The following is a 22,413-nucleotide window of genomic DNA, read 5'->3' as shown; positions in this document are numbered from 1 at the left end:
TTGCCCTGCGCACCGTGACCTAACTCAACGGCTAATAGGCCGCTCGATAGATTTTCTCGATATCCGCCGGGCTGAGCTTGCGCGGATTATTGCGCATCAGCCGCTCAATGCCCGCCGCTTCGCAGGCCATGGCCGGGATTGCGTCCTCGGGAACCCCAAAACTGCGCAGGCCCGACGGGATCTCCACTGCGGCACACAGTCGCGTCATCGCATCGACCGCCTGGTCGGCGGCATCGTTGATACTCAGGCCGCTGACGTTCACGCCCATGGCCACGGCGATGTCCTGCATGCGCTCGACACACGCCAGCTTGTTCCAATGCATCACATACGGCAGCAACAGCGCATTACTCACGCCGTGGGCGATGTTGAAGCGCCCGCCCAACGGGTACGCCAGCGCATGCACCGCGCCCACACCGGCATTCCCGAATGCCATCCCGGCCATCAGGCTGGCGGTGGCCATATCGTCGCGGGCCTGCAGGTTGGCCGGGTTCGCGTAGGCCTTGGGCAGCGCCTTGGCGATCAGCTTGATTGCGCCAATGGCCAGCGCATCGGTGATCGGCGAGGCATTCAGCGACAGGTAGGCCTCAATCGCATGCACCAGTGCATCCACGCCACTGGCGGCGGTGACGCTGCGTGGGCAGGTCAGGGTCATTTGCGGGCTGATCAGCGCGACATCCGGCAACAGGAAGTCGCTGACGATGCCTTTTTTCAATTGCGCGACCTTGTCGGAAAGAATCGCCACATTGGTCACTTCAGAACCGGTACCGGCCGTGGTGGGAATGGCGATCAGCGGCGGCCCCTTGCGCGGCACCTGGTCGACCCCGAACAAGTCCGCCAGGGCGCCGTGGTAACCCGCGTACGCCGCCACGCTCTTGGCGATATCGATCGCACTGCCGCCGCCCAGGCCGATCAAGCCGTCATGGCCGCCCTCGCGGTATACGCGCATGCAATCCTCGACGATGGCGACTTCCGGGTCGGGCAGCACGCGGTCGAAGATTTCGTAGGTGCGATCGCCCAAATGCTCAATCGCCAGGGCCACGGTGCCCGACTTGACCAGCGCGGCGTCGGTGACGATCAGCGGGTTGTCGATATCCAGCCGCGTGAGCTCGGCAGCCAGTTGCTCGATGGCGCCAGCACCGGTCAGTAGTTTGTGGGCGATCTTGAATGAGGAAGTACTCATGTGCGCGGCCTCTTGTCGATTGTGGGCTAGCACAAGAGTAACTGATCGAAACAGGTTGTCTTCCATTCAACTGCTGAATGGTCACAGTCCCATGCGGGAGGGGCTTTCCCCCTCCCACACTGTGATCTGCGTGGGCTTCAGACCTGTGCGGTGCGCAACTTCTCGCTACGCCCGCGCAGCCATTCCAGGGTCAGCAACAGCAACACCGAGAACGCAATCAGCAAGGTCGCCGCGGCGGCAATCGTCGGGCTGAGGTTCTCACGTATACCGCTGAACATCTGCCGAGGCAAGGTCGCCTGCTCCGGGCCGGCCAGGAACAGCGTCACCACCACTTCATCGAACGACGTCGCGAAGGCAAACAGCGCTCCGGAAATCACTCCCGGCGCGATCAGTGGCAAGGTCACCCGACGAAACGCGGTCAACGGCGAAGCCCCCAGGCTGGCAGCCGCCCGCACCAGGTTATGGTTGAACCCCTGCAGCGTCGCCGACACGGTGATGATCACAAAGGGCACGCCCAACACGGCGTGCACCACGATCAACGAAAAGAAGCTGTTACCCAGGCCCAACGGCGCAAAGAACAGGTAACTCGCTACACCGATGATCACCACCGGCACCACCATCGGCGAAATCACCAGGGCCATCACCAGCGCCTTGCCGGGAAAATGCCCGCGGGTCAGGCCTATCGCCGCCAGGGTGCCGAACACCATGGCCAGCACGGTGGCCGCCGGCGCGACGATGATGCTGTTCTTCAGCGCGCGCATCCATTCCGCCGAGGCGAAAAAGTCCTGGTACCAGTGCAGCGAGAAGCCTTGCAACGGGTACACCAGGAAACTGCCGCTGTTGAACGACAGCGGGATGATCACCAGCACGGGCAGGATCAGGAACAGCAGGATCAGGCCGCAGAGTATCCGCAAGCTGTAGAACCACACCCGTTCCACCGGTGACATATAAGGGCTCAGCATCGCAAGGTCTCCTCAGCTCAGGCGCAGGCGACTGGCGCCCACCAGCCGGTTGTAGATCAGGTACAGCAGCACGGTCGCCAGCAGCAGTAAGCCACCCAACGCCGTCGCCATGCCCCAGTTGATACTGGTGTTGGTATAGAAGGCCACGAAGTAGCTGACCATCTGGTCGTTCGGGCTGCCCAGCAGCGCCGGGGTGATGTAGTAACCAATCGCCAGGATGAACACCAGCAGGCAACCCGCCCCCACGCCGGCATAGGTTTGCGGGAAGTAGACGCGCCAGAAGCTGGTGAACGGGTGGCAGCCCAGGGAAATGGCCGCACGCATATAAGTCGGTGAAATACCCTTCATCACGCTGTAGATCGGCAAGATCATGAACGGCAGCAGGATATGCACCATGGAGATGTAGACCCCGGTGCGGTTGAACACCAGTTCCATGGGTTTATCGATCAGCCCCATGCCCATCAGTGCGCTGTTGATCAAGCCGCCGGACTGCAGCAACACAATCCACGCCGCCACCCGCACCAGGATCGAGGTCCAGAACGGCAGCAGTACCAGGATCATCAGCAGGTTACTTTTGCGCGCCGGCAGGTTGGCCAGCAAGTACGCCAGTGGATAGGCCAGCAGCAGGCAGACGAAAGTGATCACCAGGCCCATCCAGAAGGTACGGGCGAAAATATCCAGGTAGATCGCCTGGTCGGGGGTGGCCGGGGCCACTTCGCCGAGGTCATCGATGCGATGATCGACGGCCGCCAGCAGGTAGTACGGGGTCAGGCTGCTGGTATTACGCCGGATCGCCTGCCAGTACGCCGGGTCGCCCCAGCGTTCATCGAGGCTTTCCAACGCTTCTTTATATGAGGCCGGGGCTTCGGTAAACGGCAGCGCCCGTGCGGTTTTGGTCAGCAGGCTGCGGTAGCCGGCCAATTCCATGTTCAAACGTTTCGACAGATCGCCCAGGGTCTGGTTTTTGCGGGCTTCGCCCAGGTCTTCGCTCAGCGCCTGGTACACCGGCTCGCCCGGCAGGCCACGACCGTCCCAGGTCTTCACCGCCACCACGGTGCGCGGCAAACCACCCACCACTTCAGGGTTACCCACGCTTTTGTAGAGCAGCGCAACGATCGGCACCAGGAACACCAGCAGCAAAAACAGCACCAGCGGTGCAATCAAGGCCTGGGCCTTCCAGCGATTGAGCCGTTCGGCACGCGCCAGGCGCTGCTTGAGGGTGGGGCTGTTGACCTCGTTCGAGGGAACGGCGATGGCCATGGCTGACTCCGAAACTTGAAAATGAATGCAATCTTTCACACGCGGGAAATCCCTTGTGGGAGGGGGGGCTAGCCCCCGATGGCAGAGTTTCAGTCAACACAGGTATCGACTGGGCCGCCGTCATCGGGGGCAAGCCCCCCTCCCACAGGGTTATGCGGTGTTACTTGGCAGCCCAGGAGTTGAAGCGCTGCTCCAACTGCTCGCCGTTATCCGCCCAGAAGCTCACATCGATCTGCACCTGGTTGGCGATGTTCTCTGGCGTAGTCGGCATGTCTTTCAACACATCCTTGGCCAGCAACGGTACGGCTTGGGTGTTGGCCGGGCCGTAGGCGATGTTTTCCGAGTAGATCTTCTGCTGCTGCGGCTGCACGGAGAAGGCGATGAATTTCTTCGCCGCGTCTGCGCGATCCTTGGCCAGGCCTTTTGGAATGGCCCAGGCATCGAAGTCGTAGATGCCGCCGTTCCAGACCACTTTGAGGTTGCTCTCTTTCTGTACGGCCGCGATACGGCCGTTGTAGGCCGAGCTCATCACCACGTCACCCGAGGCGAGGTACTGCGGCGGTTGTGCGCCGGCTTCCCACCATTGGATCGACGGCTTGAGTTCATCGAGCTTCTTGAACGCACGGTCCTGGCCATCTTTGCCGGCCAGTACTTTGTAGACATCCTTCGGCGCGACGCCGTCAGCCATCAAGGCGAATTCGAGGGTGTACTTGGCCCCCTTACGCAGACCGCGCTTGCCTGGGAATTTCTTGGTGTCCCAGAAATCCGCCCAACTGGTCGGTGCGCTGGTGAGTTTGTCGGCGTTGTAGGCCAGCACCGTGGACCACACGAAGAAGCCCACACCACAAGGCTGGATCGCGCCCTTCACGTAATCCGCGGTGTTGCCGAACAATTTCGGGTCCAGCGGCTCGAACATGTCCTCATCGCAACCACGGGACAGTTCCGGCGACTCTACTTCCACCAAGTCCCAGGACACGCTCTTGGTGTCAACCATGGCCTTGACCTTGGCCATTTCACCGTTGTATTCACCGGCGACGATCTTGCCGTTGCCCGCGCTTTCCCACGGTGCATAGAAGGCCTTGACCTGTGCAGCCTTGTTCGCGCCACCGAAGGACACGACCGTCAGGTCCGGGCCTGCCATGGCCTGTGTCGCGCCCATCAAGCTCAAAGCCAGGACGGAATATTTCAGGGATCTCAACATTGTTGTTCTCTCCACGTGCAGGGTTGGTGAAGCCATGGGGGCGATTATTTCGCCTCTAGAAGTGGGTCGAGTGCGCGAACGTGCTCGACTTGCCAGCCAATCGGTACCACGTCGCCGACCGCCAGGGCCGGGTCCAGCTCGGCGATCGGTTGTTTCACAAAAAAATCGCTCATGCCGCAGACTTCCAGACGCACGCGCACGTGGTCGCCCAGGTAAATGAATTCCGCCACTCGCCCCGAGAAACGGTTGATGCAGCTTTCACTGGAGCCATTGAGGCTGACGCGCTCAGGTCGTACCGACAGCGTTACCGGGCCGCCGACCTGGCCGACATTCACCGCCAGCGCCTCGACTTTCTCGCCCCGCGCCAGCTCCACCACGCAGCGGTCGCCGCTGTGGCTATGCAAGCGACCATTGAGGCGGTTGTTTTCGCCGATAAAGTTGGCGACGAAGGTGTTCTTCGGTTCTTCATACAAGGTGCGCGGCGCGGCGATCTGCTGGATCTCGCCCTGGTGGAACACCGCCACCCGGTCCGACATGGTCAAGGCTTCGCCCTGGTCGTGGGTCACGTACACCACCGTCACGCCGAGGCGCTGGTGCAGGTGCTTGATCTCCATCTGCATGTGTTCGCGCAATTGCTTGTCGAGGGCGCCGAGGGGTTCGTCCATCAGCACCAGTTGCGGTTCGAACACCAGCGCCCGGGCCAACGCCACGCGCTGTTGCTGGCCGCCGGAGAGTTGCGCCGGATAGCGCTGGGCGAAGGCGTCGAGCTGGACCATGCTCAGCACGCGTTTGACCCGCTCGCTGATATCGGTCTTGCTCAAACCACGTACCGACAGGGGGAACGCCAGGTTCTCGGCCACCGTCATGTGCGGGAACAACGCGTAGTTCTGGAACACCATGCCGATATCGCGCTTGTGCGGCGGCACGTTGTTGATCGAGCGCCCGGCCAGCTGGATTTCACCGGCGGTCGGCGTTTCGAAACCCGCCAGCATCATCAGGCTGGTGGTCTTGCCTGAACCGGATGGCCCGAGCAAGGTGAGGAACTCGCCCTTGCGAATCTCCAGGTTGAGGTCTTTGACGATCAGGTTCTCGCCGTCGTAGCTCTTCTGCACGCCACGAAAGCTGACCAGCACATCATTTGAATCCACCTCGCTCATACCCGCACCTTTGTATTTTGGACTGCTGTGGCACAAGCGTAGTCCAGGGGCGAGGCCCCGGAAATCGGGGGCCAGGAGAGAATCACATCAGCAGGATGGACGGTTGGGGGTAGGGAACGCCCTACACCCATGGCGTGTACTGGACAGTGCCGCGCCAGGTGGAGCGCCGCAAGCGGCGAGAATGGGGGCCGTGCCGGTTTGCGGGGTGTCGCAAATAGATATGTCGCTACAGGAGCTTGTGCTCCATGGCGTACTTCACCAGTTCGGCCAGGGAGGTGATATTGAGCTTTTGCATCAAGCGCGCCTTGTGGGTGCTGATGGTCTTGCTGCTCAGCGCCAACTGCTGGGCAATATCATTGACGTTGGCGCCCTGGGCCAGGCGCTCGAATACCGAGAACTCGCGCTCCGAGAGCAATGAGTGCAAGGGCCGCGAATCGGTCAGGCCGACCTCGAATACCATGCGGTCCGCCAGGTCCGGGTCAATATAACGACCACCGGCCGCGACCTTGCGAATCGCCATCAACAGCAGTGCCGGGTCGCTGTCCTTGGTGGCATAACCGGCCGCCCCCACCTTCAAGGCACGGGCGGCCATTTGCGCTTCATCGTGCATCGATAGCACCAGGATCGCCGGCGGGTTGTTCAGTGCACGAATGCGCGCGATGGCCTCCAGCCCATTGACCCCGGGCATGGAGATGTCCAGCAGCACCACTTCGCAAGGCACATGACGCAAGGTCTCCAGCAATTGCTCTCCATTGCTTGCCTCGCCCACCACCAGCAGGTCTTTGGCCAGGCCGATCAATTGCTTGATGCCTTCACGCACGATGGTGTGGTCTTCGGCTACCAGTACACGGATCACAGGGGTTTCCTCTTATCGTTATGCATCCAACGGCACCGTGACACTCAGGGTCGTGCCCTCTCCCAACTCGCTGTCCAGGGTCAATTGCCCGCCCATGATCAACACCCGTTCGCGCATGCCAACCAGGCCAAACGACACCGGCCGCCCCTGGGCCTGGACGAAGCCGACACCATCGTCGCTGATAGTCAGCCGCAGGTGTTTGCCTTCCACCGTCAAGGTCAGCTCCACAGTATGCGCCTGGGCATGGCGCATCACATTGGTCAGCGCCTCCTGGAGAATGCGAAACAGGCCAATAGCCTTGGCATCGCTCAGCAGCGGCAGGTTTTCCGGAACCTGCACCAGGCACGGGATCTGCGTGCGCGCTTCGAAGCGCCGCGCCTGCCACTCAATGGCAGAGGCAATCCCCGCATCCAGAATCGGCGGGCGCAGCGCCGTGGCCACATCGCGAACCAGCTGGAACAACTGGGCGATCAGGCGCTTCATGCTGTTGAGCCGCTCATTCAACCCTGGGTCGAGTTGCGCGTAGGCCAGCTCGCACATCGAGGTTTCCAGCTTCAGCACCGTGAGCATTTGTCCGAGCTCGTCATGCACTTCGCGGGCGATACGGGCCTTTTCTTCTTCGCGCACGGTTTCCAGGTGGGCCGACAGTTCACGCAATTGCGCTTCACTTTGCAGCAGCGCGGCCACATAGCGGCGTCGTTCGGTGACGTCATTGAGGTAGACCACCAGGTATTCGCCCTCGGCAAAACGCAGGAAGCTCAAGGACACATCGGCGGGCAAGACACTGCCATCGGCACGCAAGCAATCGGTGGCGAAGTTCTGCGGCCCCTCTTCGCTGGCGCGTGCGCGTTTCCACAGGTTCAGCCAGCGGTCCATGTCCAGGCTCGGGTCAAAATCAACCAAGGGTCGCTCGATCAAGGCGCCGGGACCATAGCCCAGCATGGTTTCGGCCGCGCGGTTGGCGTAGCGCACATGGCTGTCCCAGTTGACCCAGAGGATGCCGACGGTGCTTTGATCGATGGAGAATTGCGTCAACCGCAGCGCTTCGGCACCCGCGGCGCGCGCCGCACTTTCCTCGCGGGCGGCCAGCAGGCTGTGTTCGAGCACGCGCTGATGACGCCGCTGCCAAAACACCACCGCCAGGCAGGCGAGCAGCAACAGGCCCAGCAGCAGGCTGAGGTTCTGCCACAAGCCCGGCGACTCTGACAGCCGTGGGTACTTGGGTTGCAGCCAACGGGTGTGTAATTGGTCGAGATCGCGGGCGGGGATGGCGCGCAGGGCGCTTTGCATGATGCCCGCCAGTTCCGGCCATTCGCGGCGGGTCGCCACCCGCAGCAACTGCGGCAGGCCGATGTCCCCCACCACGGCCAGCCCGGCGAATTCCGCTTCACCGGACAATCGGCTCAACTGGGCTTCGTCCACCACGGCATAACGCGCCTGCTGGCTCACCAGCAACTGCAAGGCCTGGCGCTCCATGGGCACGCCTTGCAGGTTGAGGCTGGGATAAGTGCTGCGCAGGTAATCGGCCACCGCGCTGGGCATGCGCACTGCAACGCGCGAGCGGTCGTCGAGCTTTTCCAGGTCGACCGCGCCGCCGCCCTCTCGGATACCGACAATGTGCTGGGGCACGCGCATGTACGGGTCAGTGAACAACCACAGGCGCAAACCGGCCGGGGTCTGTTGCAAGCCGGGGGCGATATCGACCTCCCCGTCACGCACGGCGTCTTCCAGTTGTTCCTGCGTCGGGAAGTTACGCCACAACAGTTCAATATTCAGCGCCTTGGCCAGCCATTGCATCAACTCGACATTGGCGCCGGACAAACGCTGCAGGCGCCGATCGTATTGCGCATACGGTGCCTGTAATACCAGGCCCACCCGCAACTCCGGGTGGCCGGCCAACCATTGACGTTGCTGCGCATCGAGCTGCGCTTGCGGTACGACAGGGGCAGGTGCAGCTCCCGCCATCAAGGCAAAGCACAAACAGCCGATAACCAGCAGACAGCGAAAACCCATGATCCACGTCTCACATCACTGACAAATACTGACCAACCCATTAGGCTGCCGGAATCACTTCTGGCCGGGAAATAACGATGCCCCATCTCCACCGTTCGGCACTGCCAGCATTGTGCCTGTCGCTGCTATTTACCAGCGCCTTTTCTGTCCAGGCCGCCGATGCGCCTGCGCCACCAGCCGAAAAACCGGCTGAACGCCAACCCTTGCCTGAGCGTAGCCAGGAAGAAGCCAGCGCCCTGGAACGGCAAATACCACGCGCCGAACAGCAACAGCTACAGGCCGGCAGCGATTCATTCCTGGCCTTGTGGAAACCGGCCAACAGCGCCGAACCCGAAGGTGTGGTGATTATCGTACCGGGCGCCGGGGAAAGTGCTGACTGGCCGCAAGCAATCGCACCATTGCGACGTAAATTGCCCGACGCCAACTGGGGCACCCTCAGCCTGTCGCTGCCGGACGTCAACATGGATACCCTGCCGCCCCGAGTGATCGAAGCGCCCAAGGCGACCGTCGACACCAGCAGCAAAGAAGGCAGCACGGCCGCCAAACCCATCGAACAGGCCGCCAGTGCCGAAGCCGAAGGAACCGATCCGGCAGTGGTGCCAGGCGCGGATGAACAGGAGAAGACTGACACCAAGCGCATCTTCGACCGCATCGACGCTGCGGTCGCCTTCGCCCAGACCCAAGGCGCGCGCAGCGTTGCACTGCTCGGGCATGGCACCGGCGCCTGGTGGGCAGCGCGCTACCTGAGCGAAAAACAACCGGCTCAAGTGCAAAAGCTGGTCATGGTCGCCGGCAAGACCCCGGCAGCTCGCCAGCCGGACCTGCAACAACTGGCCCCAGGCTTGAAAGTGCCGACGGCGGATGTCTTTTATCAAGACAGCGCCCAAGAACGCAAAAACGCGCAGGAGCGTAGCCAGGCGGCCAAGCGCTCGAAGAATGACAGCTATAAGCAGGTGTCGCTCAAGACCCTGCCTGGCAACAGCGCCGCCGAGCAGGAACAGTTGTATCGCCGGATTCGCGGCTGGTTGAGCCCTCAGGCCAGCACTGACTGAGGATCAGCACAACAGCAATGTGGGAGGGGGCTTGCCCCCGATTGCGGTGGGTCAGCCATCGATGCATCTACTGACACTCCCTCATCGGGGTGCAAGCCCCCTCCCACATCGGGTTGTGGTTATCCCCCGCAAATACCGGCAGCTAACGAAAATCCCGGCGCTCGCGAATCAACGCATACGCGTTATGCAATTCACGGGTGCGCTCGGTGGCCTCACGCACTTGCGCGGGGCTGGCACCGCTGCCGGCGATCTTGTCCGGGTGGTGACGACTGAGCAGGCGACGGTAGGCACGCTTGATCACCGATGGCTCGGTAGTGGAAGTCACCCCCAGAATCCGCAACGCCTCCTGATAGGCGCCACTGCGGCTAGCCAGCGGTTTACGTTCCGGCGCGTAGTCAGACGCCAGCGCCTGGAGCTGTTGCGGCGTCCACCCCAGCCATTTGCCCCACTGCTCGATCAGGTCGCGCTCGGCGTCATCCGCCTTGCCGTCCGCCCAGGCCATGCGCCAGCAAGCCCGTAACACACCCTCCGCCGCATGGGGCTGCGCCTTGAGGAGGCGCAAGTAGGTGCGCACCCGATCAGAACCCGACTTGCCACGATTGAAGGCCACGATCGCTCGGCGTTGGGCCGGCTCGCTCATGTCCAGTGAACGCATTTCCTGCCGTGCCTGCTGGATATGCCCATCCACCACCCGACCATTGCTCTTGGCCAGGCGCCCCAACAGCACAAACAGCAGTTCGTCATTGCGCAACGCCGGGCGACCGCCCAGGCGCTCGCGCAATTGTGCCCAGCTTTGCAGTTGCAGGCGGCGGTCCAGCGCCTGCCCCAGTAATGCGCCCAACAAGGCCCCCGGAATACTGGCAATGGCAAAGCCAGCCCCGGCGCCGATCAGCGTCCCTGGCCACAACATCCTATTGCCCCGCTTTCAGCAGGGTTTCGACCTGCGCCAGACGCTCCAGCGTACCGACATCAATCCAGCGTCCCGTCATCTTTTCCCCCGTTACCAGACCTTTCGCCATGGCCTCCCGCAACAGCGGCGCCAGCTTGAAGGCACCCGCACTGCAACCCGCGAACAACTGGGGGTCGAGCACTGAAATGCCACTGAAGGTCAGGTTATCGGCACCGGGCGCCACATCATGAAGCACGCCCTGATGCAGATAGAAATCCCCACCCGATGGGTGATGCGCCGGGTTGTCGACCATTACCAAATGGGCCAGGCCCCGCAGCGGTTGCCGCAGGTGGGTAAAGTCGTAGTCGGTCCAGATATCGCCATTGACCACCAGAAAGGGTTCATCGCCTAGCAACGGCAATGCCTGGAAGATCCCGCCCCCCGTTTCCAGCGGCTCGCCTTCAGCGGAATAACGAATGCGCACGCCAAACTGCGCGCCGTCGCCCAGGTAACGTTCGATCTGCTCGCCGAGCCACGCGTGGTTGATCACGATATCGGTGAAGCCGGCCTTGGCCAGCGCTTCCAGGTGATATTCGATCAAGCGCTTGTCGCCCGCCTGCACCAACGGCTTGGGCGTGTGCAACGTGAGCGGACGCATCCGTTCGCCTTTGCCCGCCGCCAGGATCATTGCTTTCATACCCGCGCCTCGGCGGGTTGACGCAGGCTGGCGAGCAGGTCACCCAGTTCGCTCAGCTCCGCTCGGTCCGCCAGCACCGCTTCTATATAGGCGAAGAAGCGTGGCACATCGGCCAGGTAGCGTGGCTTGCCATCACGATGGCAGATACGCGCAAAAATGCCGATGACCTTGAGATGGCGCTGCACACCCATCAGGTCGCTAGCGCGCAGGAAGTCGTCGAAATCCGCCTGTACCGGGATGCCCAGTTTTCCAGCACGTTCCCAGTAGCCGCGTTGCCATTCACGCACGCGGGCCTGGGGCCAACTGAGGAACGCGTCCTTGAACAGGCAGGTGATGTCGTAGGTCACCGGGCCGTAGACCGCGTCCTGGAAGTCCAGTACGCCGGGGTTGGGCTGGCTGATCATCAGGTTGCGCGGCATGTAGTCGCGGTGCACCAGCACCTTGGGCTGGGCCAGGGCGCTGTCGATCAGATGTTCGCTGACACGTTGCCAGAGGGCCTGTTGCTGGGTATCGAACTCGATACCCAAGTGCCGGCGCACGTACCACTCAGGAAACAATTCCAGCTCGCGACGCAGCAGGGCGACGTCATAGCTGGGCAGCGGCGTGTCCATCGGCAATTGCTGGAAAGCCAGCAAGGCGTCGATAGCGTCGGCGAACAATTGATCGGCATTTTGCTCGTCAATCACGTCCAGGTAGGTGTTTCTGCCCAGGTCATTGAGCAAAAGAAAGCCTCGCGGCAAATCTTCTGCGTAAATTTTCGGAACATTAATTCCCGATTTCGCGAGTAAATGAGCGATATCGACGAAAGGTTTGCAGTTTTCCTGGGGGGGTGGCGCGTCCATTACCACGAACGTCCGGCCACCGCCTTCCCAGCGGAAGTAGCGCCTGAAACTTGCGTCGCTGCTGGCCGCGGTCAATGTGGCCGGGGGTACCGGGCCCCAGTCTTGGGCATTGAAAAGGATCGGCAACTGCTCATCCAGCCAGACTTCCAGCTGTTGTAAACGTAGATCTTGCTCGGGCATTACAAGGGTCTCCGACGGCGCTAGCCGTCAAGCGGGGCATGCTTTATTATCACGCATCTTTTTCAGACCATCGAGAGGCGTGCGGCCCAAACCGCGGGCAGATGGCACGCAGGAAGCCCGGACTAATAAGATGGCATTGAAATCCCCCGCGTTTCGTAGAAAATTTCCGTTGCTGGTAACCGGCAGTCTGCTGGCCATGCAACCTTTCGCCACCTCATTCGTGGTCGCCGCGGAACAGTATGACTGCTCAGTCTCTGCTTCGGGTGCCTGGGATTGCGCGCCGAAAACCGCCGCCACCCCATTACCACCGCGCCCGGTGCATGACGGTGCAGCCGTCAGCTCGGCCAACAGCACGGCGCAAGCCGATGCGGGTAGCAACGCCGAGGCCGAACCGAAAACCGCTCTGGTTACCGAATCCAAGGGCCGTGGCCTGCGCTCGCGCAGCGCCGACTACAGCCATCTGGACTGGGTACCTCGCGAGAAGCTGACGGCAGCCCAGTTGGCCGAAACCGGGCCTTATTGCGCCGGCGCGTACATCGAGCCGACTCGCCCCGGCATGAACGACAAGACGAACAAGAGCGATGCGCCGACCTTCATCGGCGCCAAGGCCTCTCGTTACGAGCAGGAGTCGCAGGTCGCGACCCTGGCCGGTGACGTCGTCATGCGCCAGGGCAGCATGCAGCTCGAGTCCCAGGAAGCCAGCCTGTATCAGGCCGAGAACCGTGGCGAGCTGAACGGTAACGTCCGTTTGCGCGACAATGGCGCGCTGATCGTCGGTGACCACGCGCAAGTGCAGCTGGACACCGGTGCCGCACAAATCGATAACGCCGAGTACGTACTGCACAAGTCGCGCATCCGCGGTAACGCGCTGTACGCCAAGCGTGCCGAAAACGCGATCATCCGTCTCAAGGACGGTACGTACACCACATGCGAACCAGACAGCAATGCCTGGCAGCTCAAGGGCAACAACATCACGTTGAACCCGGCCACCGGTTTCGGTACGGCGACCAACGCGACGTTGCGGATCAAGAACATCCCGATCCTCTACACCCCTTATATCTACTTCCCGATCGACAACCGTCGTCAATCCGGCTTCCTGCCGCCGAGCTTCAGCACGGGCGGTGAAACCGGCTTCACCCTGGTTACGCCGTACTACTTCAACCTGGCGCCGAACTACGACGCCACGTTGTACCCGCAATACATGACCAAGCGCGGCATGTTGATGGAAGGCGAATTCCGCTACCTCACCAAATCCAGCGAAGGCCAGTTCGGCGGCGCGTACCTGAACGACGACAACGACGAGCGCAAAAAGCAGACCGACTACGAAAAAACCCGCTACATGCTCAACTGGCAGCATAAGGGCGGGCTGGATTCGCGTGTACTGACCCAGGTCGACTACACCCAAATCAGCGACCCTTACTACTTCCAGGACCTGAAGGCTTACCAGGAAGGTGTAGAGAGCCGCGATTACATCAACCAGCAGGGCTCCGTGACCTATCGCGGCGACTCCTACCAGGCACGCCTGAACCTCCAGGCCTACCAACTGGCGACGATTTCCCAGATCACCCCGTATGACCGGCTGCCGCAGATCACCTTCAATGGCCAGCTGCCATACCATCCGGGCGGCCTGAACTTCAGCTACGAAACCGAAGCCGTGCGCTTTGAGCGGAACCTGGAGAACGGCACCTTTACCGACGAGAACGGCCTGGTATCGCCGCGCCTGGACACCTACGTCAGGGGGCTGACCCGTGCAAACGGTACGCGCCTGAACGTTGCTCCCGCCGTCGAATACCCGATGAACTGGACCTACGGCTTTGTGACGCCGAAGCTCAAGTACGTCTACACCAAATACGACCTGGACCTAGACAGCATCGGCAAGAACCAGATCATTGCCGATCAAAATGCAGCCGCCGCCGCCGGCACTCAATATGCGGGGGGTAGCTTCAAGAGCTCCCAAGATCGCGCAATCCCCATCGCCAGCGTCGACAGCGGCCTGTACTTCGACCGCAACACCAACTGGTTCGGCAAGGATTACCGCCAGACCCTGGAGCCGCGTGCGTTCTACCTGTACGTACCGAACAAGGACCAGAGCGACATCCCGGTCTTTGATACCAGCGAGTACTCGTTCAGCTACGCCTCGCTGTTCCGCGACAACCGCTTCAGCGGCTCTGACCGGATCGGTGACGAGAACAAGCTGTCCCTGGGCCTGACCAGCCGCTGGATCGAAGATAACGGTTTCGAACGCCAGCGCGTATCCGTAGGCCAGGCGGTGTACTTCAAGGATCGTGAAGTCCAGTTGCCAGGTATCCTGGCGGCCGACCGCGCCGATGCTCAATCGGATGTCTCGCCAATCGCCCTGGACTACGAGTTCCGCTTCAACCGCGACTGGCGCGCCACTGCCGACTACAACTGGGACACCGAGGAACACAGTCCTCGTTCCGGCAGCGCGATGCTTCACTACCAGCCGGAAGACAACCCGAACAAGATCATCAACGTTGGTTATCGCTATCGTAACGACCAGGTCGTCTACAACCAGCTGACCGGCAAATGGCAGTTCGGTGGTGACTACGGCACTCCGGGCCAAGAGAACTTCGTGAAGGATTACTACAAAATCCAACAACACGACTTCTCGATGATGTGGCCGATCGTTCCGCAGTGGAACCTGATCACCCGCTGGCAGTATGACTATGCCCGCAACCGTACCCTGGAAGCCTTCGGTGGTTTCGAGTACGACAACTGCTGCTGGAAACTGCGCGTCATCAACCGTTACTGGGTTTCCAACGACGAATACAGCCAGATCGCCCCGCTTAACGAAAAGGGTGACCACGGGCTCTTCCTCCAGATCGTCCTCAAAGGACTCGGCGGCCTGACCGGCGCCAAGGTAGAGAGCTTCCTCGACAAAGGCATTGAAGGTTATCGTGAACGTGAAGACCAAGCTTTCTGATTGTCTGCGCCCGCTAGTGCTGGGCGCGCTGTTCCTCGGTACCGCATCGGCCCACGCTGCGGTTCAACAGCTGGATAAAGTAGTGGCCATCGTCGATAACGACGTGATCATGCAGAGCCAACTGGACCAACGGGTCAAGGAAGTTCAGCAGACCATCGCCAAGCGTGGCGGTGGTGTGCCACCTACCAGCGTCCTGGACCAACAGGTGCTGGAACGCCTGATCGTTGAAAACCTGCAATTGCAGATCGGCGATCGTTCCGGCATCCGTATTTCGGATGAAGAGCTGAACCAGGCCGTTGGCACCATCGCTCAGCGCAACAACATGAGCATTGACCAGTTCCGTGCCGCCCTGGCCCATGACGGCCTGTCCTACGAGGACGCCCGTGACCAGATCCGCCGCGAGATGATCATCAGCCGCGTGCGTCAGCGCCGTGTGGCCGAGCGGGTCCAGGTCTCCGAGCAGGAGGTGAAAAACTTCCTGGCTTCGGACCTGGGCAAGATGCAGCTTTCCGAAGAACTGCACCTGGCCAATATCCTGATCCCGACCCCGGACAGTGCCAACGCCGAGCAGCTCAATGCAGCAGCGGCAAAAACCCAGGCGATCTACGATCGCCTGAAAGCCGGTGCTGACTTCGCTCAAATGGCTATTGCCCAGTCCGGCAGCGACAACGCCCTCGAAGGCGGTGACATGGGCTGGCGTAAAGCCGCTCAACTGCCACCACCATTCGACCGGGAACTGAGCGCCATGGAAGTGGGTGGCATTACCCAGCCAGCCCGTACCCCTGGTGGTTTCATCATCCTCAAGTTGCTGGAACGTCGTGGCGGCGAGACCTCGCTGAAAGACGAAGTCCATGTTCGTCATATCCTGGTCAAACCGAGCGAAATCCGCACCGAAGCACAAACCAAGGAGCTGGCCCAGAAGATCTATGACCGCATCGAAAGCGGTGAAGACTTCGCCACCCTGGCCAAAAGCTTCTCGGAAGACCCGGGTTCGGCCCTCAACGGCGGCGACCTGAACTGGATCGACCCGAAGGCACTGGTGCCTGAGTTCCAGGACGTCATGGCCAAGACCCCGCAAGGCGTTCTGTCCAAGCCATTCAAGACTCAATACGGCTGGCATGTACTGGAAGTCCTTGGCCGCCGCGCCACCGACAACACCAGCCAGGCCCGCGAGCAACAAGCGTTGACCGTACTGCGTAACCGCAAGTACGACGAAGAGCTGCAAACCTGGTTGCGTCAGATCCGTGACGAAGCCTACGTAGAAAACAAGCTGCCAGGCGCCGAGCAAACAGGCACCAACCAGGCAACCCAGTGAAACCCCAGCGTTTCGCGGTGACACCCGGCGAGCCGGCCGGCATTGGTCCAGACCTGTGCCTGCTGCTCGCCTCACAAGCCCAGCCACACCCCCTGATTGCCATTACCAGCCGTGACCTGCTCCTTGAGCGAGCCACGCAGCTGGGTGTGGCTGTCAATCTGCTGGACGTTGCGCCGAATCATTGGCCAGACCTGCCAGCGCCGGCGGGCAGCCTTTATGTTTGGGATACCCCACTGCACGCCAAGGTGGTTGCCGGGCAACTGGACAAGGCCAACGCGGCCTTTGTGCTGGAAACCCTGACCCGCGCCGGGCAAGGCTGCATCGACGGCGACTTCGCCGGCATGATCACCGCACCGGTGCACAAGGGCGTGATCAATGAATCGGGTATCGCCTTTTCCGGGCATACCGAATTCCTTGCCGAACTGACCCACACCGCCCAAGTCGTGATGATGCTGGCCACACGCGGCCTGCGCGTCGCCCTGGTAACCACGCACCTGCCACTGCGCGATGTTGCCGACGCCATCACTGTCGAGCGCCTGGAGCGCGTGACGCGCATCCTGCACGCCGACCTGCAACAGAAATTCGGCATTGCCCAACCGCGCATCCTTGTCTGCGGGCTCAACCCCCACGCGGGCGAAGGCGGCCACCTGGGCCATGAAGAAATCGACATCATCGAACCCACCCTGGAGCGTCTGCGCCAAGAAGGCATGGACCTGCGCGGCCCACTGCCTGCAGACACTCTATTTACCCCCAAATATCTGGAGCACTGCGACGCAGTGCTGGCGATGTACCACGACCAGGGGCTGCCGGTGCTCAAATACAAAGGCTTCGGCGCCGCCGTCAACGTGACACTGGGCCTGCCGATCATCCGTACCTCCGTCGACCATGGCACCGCCCTGGACCTGGCGGGCAGCGGCAAGATCGACACCGGCAGCCTGCATGTGGCCCTGGAAACCGCCTATCAGATGGCCGAGACCCGTATATGACCGAGCATTACCAACACCGGGCGCGCAAGCGCTTCGGGCAAAACTTCCTGCACGACGCTGGCGTGATCGACCGTATCCTGCGCTCCATCCATGCCAAGCCTGAAGACCGTCTGCTGGAAATCGGCCCGGGCCAGGGCGCCCTGACCCAAGGCCTGTTGGCCAGCGGAGGTCAACTGGACGTGGTCGAACTGGACAAGGACCTGATCCCGATCCTCAACCAGCAGTTTGCCGACAAACCCAACTTCAACCTGCATCAGGGCGATGCGCTGAAGTTCGACTTCAACACCCTGAACGCGGCGCCCAACAGCCTGCGGGTAGTGGGTAACCTGCCGTACAACATCTCCACACCGCTGATTTTTCACCTGCTCAACAACGCCGGGATCATCCGCGACATGCACTTCATGCTGCAAAAGGAAGTGGTGGAACGCCTGGCTGCCGGCCCTGGCGGTGGTGATTGGGGTCGCCTGTCGATCATGGTGCAGTACCACTGCCGCGTCGAACACCTGTTCAACGTCGGCCCTGGCGCATTCAACCCGCCACCGAAGGTCGACTCGGCCATCGTGCGCCTGGTGCCTCACGCCGTACTGCCGCACCCGGCAAAGGATCACAAATTGCTGGAGCGCGTGGTGCGTGAAGCGTTCAACCAGCGTCGCAAGACCTTGCGCAACACGCTGAAGGCCCTGCTGAGCAACGCTGAAATCGAAGCCGCCGGCGTCGACGGCAGCCTGCGCCCCGAGCAACTGGACCTGGCTGCCTTCGTGCGTCTCGCAGACCAACTGGCCATCCAGCCCGCCCCCGCGGAGGAATAAACACCAGGAGCCAGTTTGCCAGCGATGGCGTGCTCGTCATTGCTATCGCCGGCAAGCCGGCTCCTGCCGGGCCAGACAGCATGTCTGGCCTAGTGCCCACCTCATGGCCTAGACTGATCCGCATCTGCTGTCCTCCGCTTTTGCTTTTAAGGCCTCTTGCATGTCCGATCCTCGCTACCAGATCGACGTCAGCGTCGTCACCCGCTTCCTGGCGGACCAATCGCAACCTGAACAGAACCGCTTCGCCTTTGCCTACACCATCACGGTGAAAAACAATGGGCTGGTGCCGGCCAAACTGCTGTCTCGCCATTGGGTGATCACTGACGGTGACGGCCAAGTCGAAGAAGTGCGCGGCGCCGGCGTCGTCGGCCAGCAGCCATTGATCGATATCGGCGCCAGTCATACCTACAGCAGCGGCACGGTGATGACCTCCAAGGTGGGCACCATGCAAGGCTCGTATCAGATGAAGGCCACTGATGGCCAACTGTTCGACGCAATCATCAAGCCTTTTCGCCTGGCGGTGCCCGGAGCCTTGCACTGATGGCGACGTACGCGGTCGGCGATCTGCAAGGCTGCCTGGAGCCCCTCCAATGCCTGCTCGAACGCGTGGCCTTCGACCCAGCAAAAGATCGCCTGTGGCTCGTTGGCGACCTCGTCAACCGTGGCCCGCAGTCCCTCGACACCCTACGCTACCTCTATCGCCTGCGTGACTCGCTGGTGTGCGTATTGGGCAATCACGACCTGCACCTGCTGGCGGTCGGCAATAATATCGAGCGCCTGAAAAAGGGCGATACGCTGCGCGAGATCCTCGAAGCGCCGGACCGGGGCGAACTGCTGGATTGGCTTCGCCAGCAGAAAATCATGCATTACGACGAAAGCCGTGACATGGCCCTGGTCCACGCCGGTATCCCGCCCCAGTGGACACTGAAAAAGGCCCTCAAGTGCGCCGCCGAAGTCGAAAGCGCCCTGGCCGATGACAGCCTGTACACCGCCTACCTCGACGGCATGTACGGCAACGAACCGGTCAAATGGGACAACGACCTCACCGGCGTGGCCCGCCTGCGAGTGATCACCAACTACTTCACGCGCATGCGCTTCTGCACCGCCGAAGGCAAGTTGGACCTCAAGAGCAAGGAAGGCGCCGACACCGCGCTGCCCGGCTACAAACCCTGGTTCGCCCATAAGGACCGCAAGACCCGCGACACGAAGATTATCTTTGGTCACTGGGCGGCCCTCGAAGGCAAGTGCGACGAACCTGGTGTATTCGCCCTCGACACCGGCTGTGTGTGGGGTGGCGCCATGACCATTATGAACATCGACACCGGCGAGCGCCTGAGCTGCCAGTGCCCCTCCCCCCTTCCCGCTACACTGCCGGCTGCCGCCAAGCGCTAGACGCAGCAGCCATGCCCAAGGAGCCCGCCATGAGCGAATTCAAACGTATCTCTCCCGAACAAGCCCAGGTCCTGCGCGAACAAGGCGCGGTGGTGGTGGATATTCGTGATCCGCAGACTTACGCCCTGAACCACATCAAAGACGCCCGTCATCTGGACAACCACAACATTGCCGATTTCATCCGCGCCGCCGACCTCGACGCGCCGGTGATCGTGGCCTGCTACCACGGCAACTCCAGCCAGAGCGCGGCCGCCTACCTGATCAGCCAGGGTTTCTCCGACGTCTATAGCCTGGACGGCGGCTTTGAGCTGTGGCGTACGACGTATCCTGCAGAAATTTCTTCATCCGATTCGCAATAATTTTTTTCACACCCCGCTACCCCCCGTGATGCTTGGGCTAGCGCCGTTTCTGACGAACGGCGCAGCCAAACTAATTGTGCATCGCACCTTGACCTCCCGGATTCCGAACTATCCTTAAGCGCAGGCCATCCGAATCAGGGGAGAGCCGGTACACCGGCGTGCGGGTCATCGGTAGCGTTTCAGGGTGTTCTGGGGGGAAAACAGCCATTGGCGTCCGTCAATGTCTGCCAGCATCGACTGATTGATCCGGCGTCGGCTCCACGTATCGAGCGAGGTGACGACGTCATGAGTATTTTTAGCCACTTCCAACAACGCTTCGCATCCACACAGCAGGAAGAACTCACGCTTCAAGAGTATCTCGAGCTGTGCAAACAGGATCGCAGCACCTACGCGTCTGCCGCCGAACGCCTGCTGCTGGCGATTGGCGAGCCGGAGCTGGTAGACACCTCCAACAATTCGCGCCTGTCGCGAATATTCTCCAACAAGGTGATCCGTCGCTACCCGGCCTTTGAGGACTTCCATGGAATGGAAGAATGCATTGACCAGATCGTCTCCTACTTCCGCCATGCCGCCCAAGGCCTGGAGGAGAAGAAACAGATCCTCTACCTGCTCGGCCCGGTTGGCGGCGGTAAATCGTCCCTGGCTGAAAAGCTCAAACAACTGATTGAGAAAGTGCCCTTCTATGCGATCAAGGGCTCGCCGGTCTTCGAATCGCCCCTGGGCCTGTTCAACGCCACGGAAGATGGCGCGATCCTCGAAGAGGATTTCGGCATTCCCCGGCGCTACCTCAACACCATCATGTCGCCCTGGGCCACCAAGCGGCTGGCCGAGTTTGGCGGTGATATCAGCCAGTTCCGCGTAGTGAAACTCTACCCGTCGATCCTCAACCAGATCGGCGTGGCCAAGACTGAACCGGGCGATGAGAACAACCAGGACATTTCGGCACTGGTGGGTAAGGTCGATATCCGCAAACTGGAGGAATTCCCGCAGAACGATGCCGACGCCTACAGCTACTCCGGCGCGCTGTGCCGGGCCAACCAGGGCCTGATGGAATTCGTGGAGATGTTCAAGGCGCCGATCAAGGTGCTGCACCCACTGCTCACCGCGACCCAGGAAGGCAACTACAACAGTACTGAAGGCCTGGGGGCGATTCCGTTTACCGGGATCCTGCTGGCCCACTCCAACGAATCGGAATGGCACACCTTCCGCAACAACAAGAACAACGAAGCCTTCATCGACCGGATCTACATCGTCAAGGTGCCGTACTGCCTGCGCGTCAGTGACGAAATCAAGATCTACGACAAGTTGCTGTTCAACAGCTCCCTGGCCAAGGCGCATTGCGCACCTGACACCTTGAAGATGCTTGCCCAGTTCACCGTGCTGTCGCGCCTCAAGGAGCCGGAAAACTCGAATATCTACTCGAAGATGCGGGTGTACGACGGCGAAAACCTCAAGGACACCGACCCCAAGGCCAAGTCGATCCAGGAATATCGCGACACGGCGGGCGTGGATGAGGGCATGAACGGCCTGTCGACGCGCTTTGCGTTCAAGATCCTGTCCAAAGTCTTCAACTTCGACCCCCATGAAATCGCCGCCAACCCGGTGCACCTGCTCTATGTGCTGGAGCAGCAGATCGAACAGGAGCAATTCCAGGCAGAAACCCGCGAACGCTACCTGCGCTTCCTCAAGGAATACCTTGCACCACGCTACATCGAGTTTATCGGCAAGGAAATCCAGACCGCTTACCTGGAGTCCTACAGCGAGTACGGCCAGAACATCTTCGACCGCTACGTGTTGTACGCAGACTTCTGGATCCAGGACCAGGAATACCGCGACCCGGAAACCGGCGAAATCCTCAACCGCGTGGCCCTCAACGAGGAACTGGAAAAAATCGAGAAACCGGCGGGCATCAGCAATCCGAAGGATTTCCGCAACGAAATCGTCAACTTCGTATTGCGCGCACGAGCGAACAACAACGGCAAGAACCCCACCTGGCTCAGCTACGAGAAGTTGCGGGTGGTCATCGAGAAGAAAATGTTCTCCAACACCGAGGATCTGCTGCCGGTCATCAGCTTCAACGCCAAGGCCAGCAAGGAGGACCAGCAAAAACACAACGACTTCGTCACACGCATGGTCGAGCGTGGCTACACCGACAAACAAGTACGGCTACTCTCCGAGTGGTATTTGCGAGTTCGCAAATCGCAGTAAGGCAGCGGCAAGCGTGCGCTGCCAGGCATTTGGCCTGGCAGCTGACCGCTTGTCTCTAAGCTTCCAGCTCGCGGCTTGAAGCTTGTAACGTGAAGCTGCCCGGAGGGCTCC

General features: G+C 61.0%; 19 protein-coding genes. 9 read left to right on the top strand and 10 right to left on the bottom strand.

Features of this window, described 5'->3' with window-relative positions; genetic code table 11:
* Nucleotides 1-31: 31 nt before the first annotated feature.
* The 7 genes from A7317_RS27030 to A7317_RS27000 all read right to left on the bottom strand — a co-directional run bounded on the left by A7317_RS27030 (nucleotide 32) and on the right by A7317_RS27000 (nucleotide 8,629).
* Nucleotides 32-1,180: an iron-containing alcohol dehydrogenase gene (locus tag A7317_RS27030; RefSeq protein ID WP_069077172.1), complete on the bottom strand. Its 1,149-nt coding sequence runs from the start codon at nucleotides 1,178-1,180 to the stop codon at nucleotides 32-34.
* A gap of 137 nt (nucleotides 1,181-1,317) precedes the next feature.
* On the bottom strand, nucleotides 1,318-2,142 hold the full coding sequence (locus A7317_RS27025) for an ABC transporter permease (RefSeq protein ID WP_024077705.1): 825 nt from the start codon (nucleotides 2,140-2,142) through the stop codon (nucleotides 1,318-1,320).
* A gap of 12 nt (nucleotides 2,143-2,154) precedes the next feature.
* Complete coding sequence (locus A7317_RS27020) at nucleotides 2,155-3,402, bottom strand: ABC transporter permease (protein ID WP_024077706.1); 1,248 nt, start codon at nucleotides 3,400-3,402, stop codon at nucleotides 2,155-2,157.
* 160 nt (nucleotides 3,403-3,562) lie between these two features.
* Complete coding sequence (locus A7317_RS27015) at nucleotides 3,563-4,603, bottom strand: ABC transporter substrate-binding protein (RefSeq protein WP_024077707.1); 1,041 nt, start codon at nucleotides 4,601-4,603, stop codon at nucleotides 3,563-3,565.
* Between the two features lie 44 nt (nucleotides 4,604-4,647).
* Nucleotides 4,648-5,760 carry an ABC transporter ATP-binding protein gene (locus A7317_RS27010; RefSeq protein ID WP_024077708.1) on the bottom strand — a complete coding sequence of 371 codons (1,113 nt, stop codon included), beginning with the start codon at nucleotides 5,758-5,760 and terminating at the stop codon, nucleotides 4,648-4,650.
* 226 nt (nucleotides 5,761-5,986) lie between these two features.
* Nucleotides 5,987-6,616, bottom strand: a complete 630-nt coding sequence (locus A7317_RS27005; protein ID WP_024077709.1) for a response regulator transcription factor — start codon at nucleotides 6,614-6,616, stop codon at nucleotides 5,987-5,989.
* Between the two features lie 18 nt (nucleotides 6,617-6,634).
* Entirely contained in the window at nucleotides 6,635-8,629 is a 1,995-nt protein-coding gene (locus tag A7317_RS27000) for a sensor histidine kinase (protein WP_069077171.1), read from the bottom strand.
* Nucleotides 8,630-8,706: 77 nt separating this feature from the next.
* Here A7317_RS27000 and A7317_RS26995 point away from each other — a divergent pair, with 77 nt between their 5' ends.
* Nucleotides 8,707-9,681: an alpha/beta hydrolase family protein gene (locus A7317_RS26995; protein WP_069077170.1), complete on the top strand. Its 975-nt coding sequence runs from the start codon at nucleotides 8,707-8,709 to the stop codon at nucleotides 9,679-9,681.
* 142 nt (nucleotides 9,682-9,823) lie between these two features.
* On the opposite strand, the gene A7317_RS26990 is transcribed toward A7317_RS26995, so the two are convergent.
* The 3 genes from A7317_RS26990 to A7317_RS26980 are packed head-to-tail and all read right to left on the bottom strand — an operon-like array spanning nucleotide 9,824 to nucleotide 12,289.
* Nucleotides 9,824-10,591: a TerB family tellurite resistance protein gene (locus A7317_RS26990; RefSeq protein ID WP_069077169.1), complete on the bottom strand. Its 768-nt coding sequence runs from the start codon at nucleotides 10,589-10,591 to the stop codon at nucleotides 9,824-9,826.
* Between the two features lies 1 nt (nucleotide 10,592).
* A complete protein-coding gene (gene murU, locus A7317_RS26985; protein WP_069077168.1) occupies nucleotides 10,593-11,267 on the bottom strand; it encodes an N-acetylmuramate alpha-1-phosphate uridylyltransferase MurU in 675 nt (224 codons plus the stop codon).
* Nucleotides 11,264-12,289: an aminoglycoside phosphotransferase family protein gene (locus A7317_RS26980; RefSeq protein WP_069077167.1), complete on the bottom strand. Its 1,026-nt coding sequence runs from the start codon at nucleotides 12,287-12,289 to the stop codon at nucleotides 11,264-11,266. Before A7317_RS26980 ends, murU begins: the two co-directional genes overlap by 4 nt.
* Before the next feature lie 130 nt (nucleotides 12,290-12,419).
* Here A7317_RS26980 and A7317_RS26975 point away from each other — a divergent pair, with 130 nt between their 5' ends.
* From A7317_RS26975 to A7317_RS26940, 8 genes are all read left to right on the top strand, one after another.
* The gene (locus tag A7317_RS26975) at nucleotides 12,420-15,233 is read left to right on the top strand and encodes an LPS-assembly protein LptD (protein WP_069077166.1); all 2,814 of its coding nucleotides are present in this window, start codon (nucleotides 12,420-12,422) and stop codon (nucleotides 15,231-15,233) included.
* Nucleotides 15,208-16,548, top strand: a complete 1,341-nt coding sequence (locus tag A7317_RS26970; protein WP_024077716.1) for a peptidylprolyl isomerase — start codon at nucleotides 15,208-15,210, stop codon at nucleotides 16,546-16,548. The genes A7317_RS26975 and A7317_RS26970 overlap by 26 nt, the downstream gene beginning before the upstream one ends.
* Entirely contained in the window at nucleotides 16,545-17,534 is a 990-nt protein-coding gene (gene pdxA, locus A7317_RS26965; RefSeq protein ID WP_069077165.1) for a 4-hydroxythreonine-4-phosphate dehydrogenase PdxA, read from the top strand. The genes A7317_RS26970 and pdxA overlap by 4 nt, the downstream gene beginning before the upstream one ends.
* Nucleotides 17,531-18,343, top strand: coding sequence for a 16S rRNA (adenine(1518)-N(6)/adenine(1519)-N(6))-dimethyltransferase RsmA (gene rsmA / locus A7317_RS26960; protein WP_069077164.1), 813 nt, complete (start codon nucleotides 17,531-17,533; stop codon nucleotides 18,341-18,343). The genes pdxA and rsmA overlap by 4 nt, the downstream gene beginning before the upstream one ends.
* Nucleotides 18,344-18,503: 160 nt before the next feature.
* Entirely contained in the window at nucleotides 18,504-18,884 is a 381-nt protein-coding gene (apaG, locus tag A7317_RS26955) for a Co2+/Mg2+ efflux protein ApaG (protein WP_024077719.1), read from the top strand.
* The gene (locus A7317_RS26950; protein WP_069077163.1) at nucleotides 18,884-19,735 is read left to right on the top strand and encodes a symmetrical bis(5'-nucleosyl)-tetraphosphatase; all 852 of its coding nucleotides are present in this window, start codon (nucleotides 18,884-18,886) and stop codon (nucleotides 19,733-19,735) included. Before apaG ends, A7317_RS26950 begins: the two co-directional genes overlap by 1 nt.
* Before the next feature lie 29 nt (nucleotides 19,736-19,764).
* On the top strand, nucleotides 19,765-20,094 hold the full coding sequence (gene glpE / locus A7317_RS26945; protein WP_024077721.1) for a thiosulfate sulfurtransferase GlpE: 330 nt from the start codon (nucleotides 19,765-19,767) through the stop codon (nucleotides 20,092-20,094).
* Between the two features lie 285 nt (nucleotides 20,095-20,379).
* Nucleotides 20,380-22,302 (top strand): PrkA family serine protein kinase, encoded by a 1,923-nt coding sequence (locus A7317_RS26940; RefSeq protein WP_024077722.1) that lies wholly within the window; start codon nucleotides 20,380-20,382, stop codon nucleotides 22,300-22,302.
* Nucleotides 22,303-22,413 lie beyond the last annotated feature (111 nt).

The organism is Pseudomonas fluorescens (assembly GCF_001708445.1).
Lineage (GTDB): Bacteria > Pseudomonadota > Gammaproteobacteria > Pseudomonadales > Pseudomonadaceae > Aquipseudomonas > Aquipseudomonas gorinensis.
Note: the sequence above shows the minus strand (reverse complement) of the source record. Positions and strands in the feature narration are given on the sequence as shown.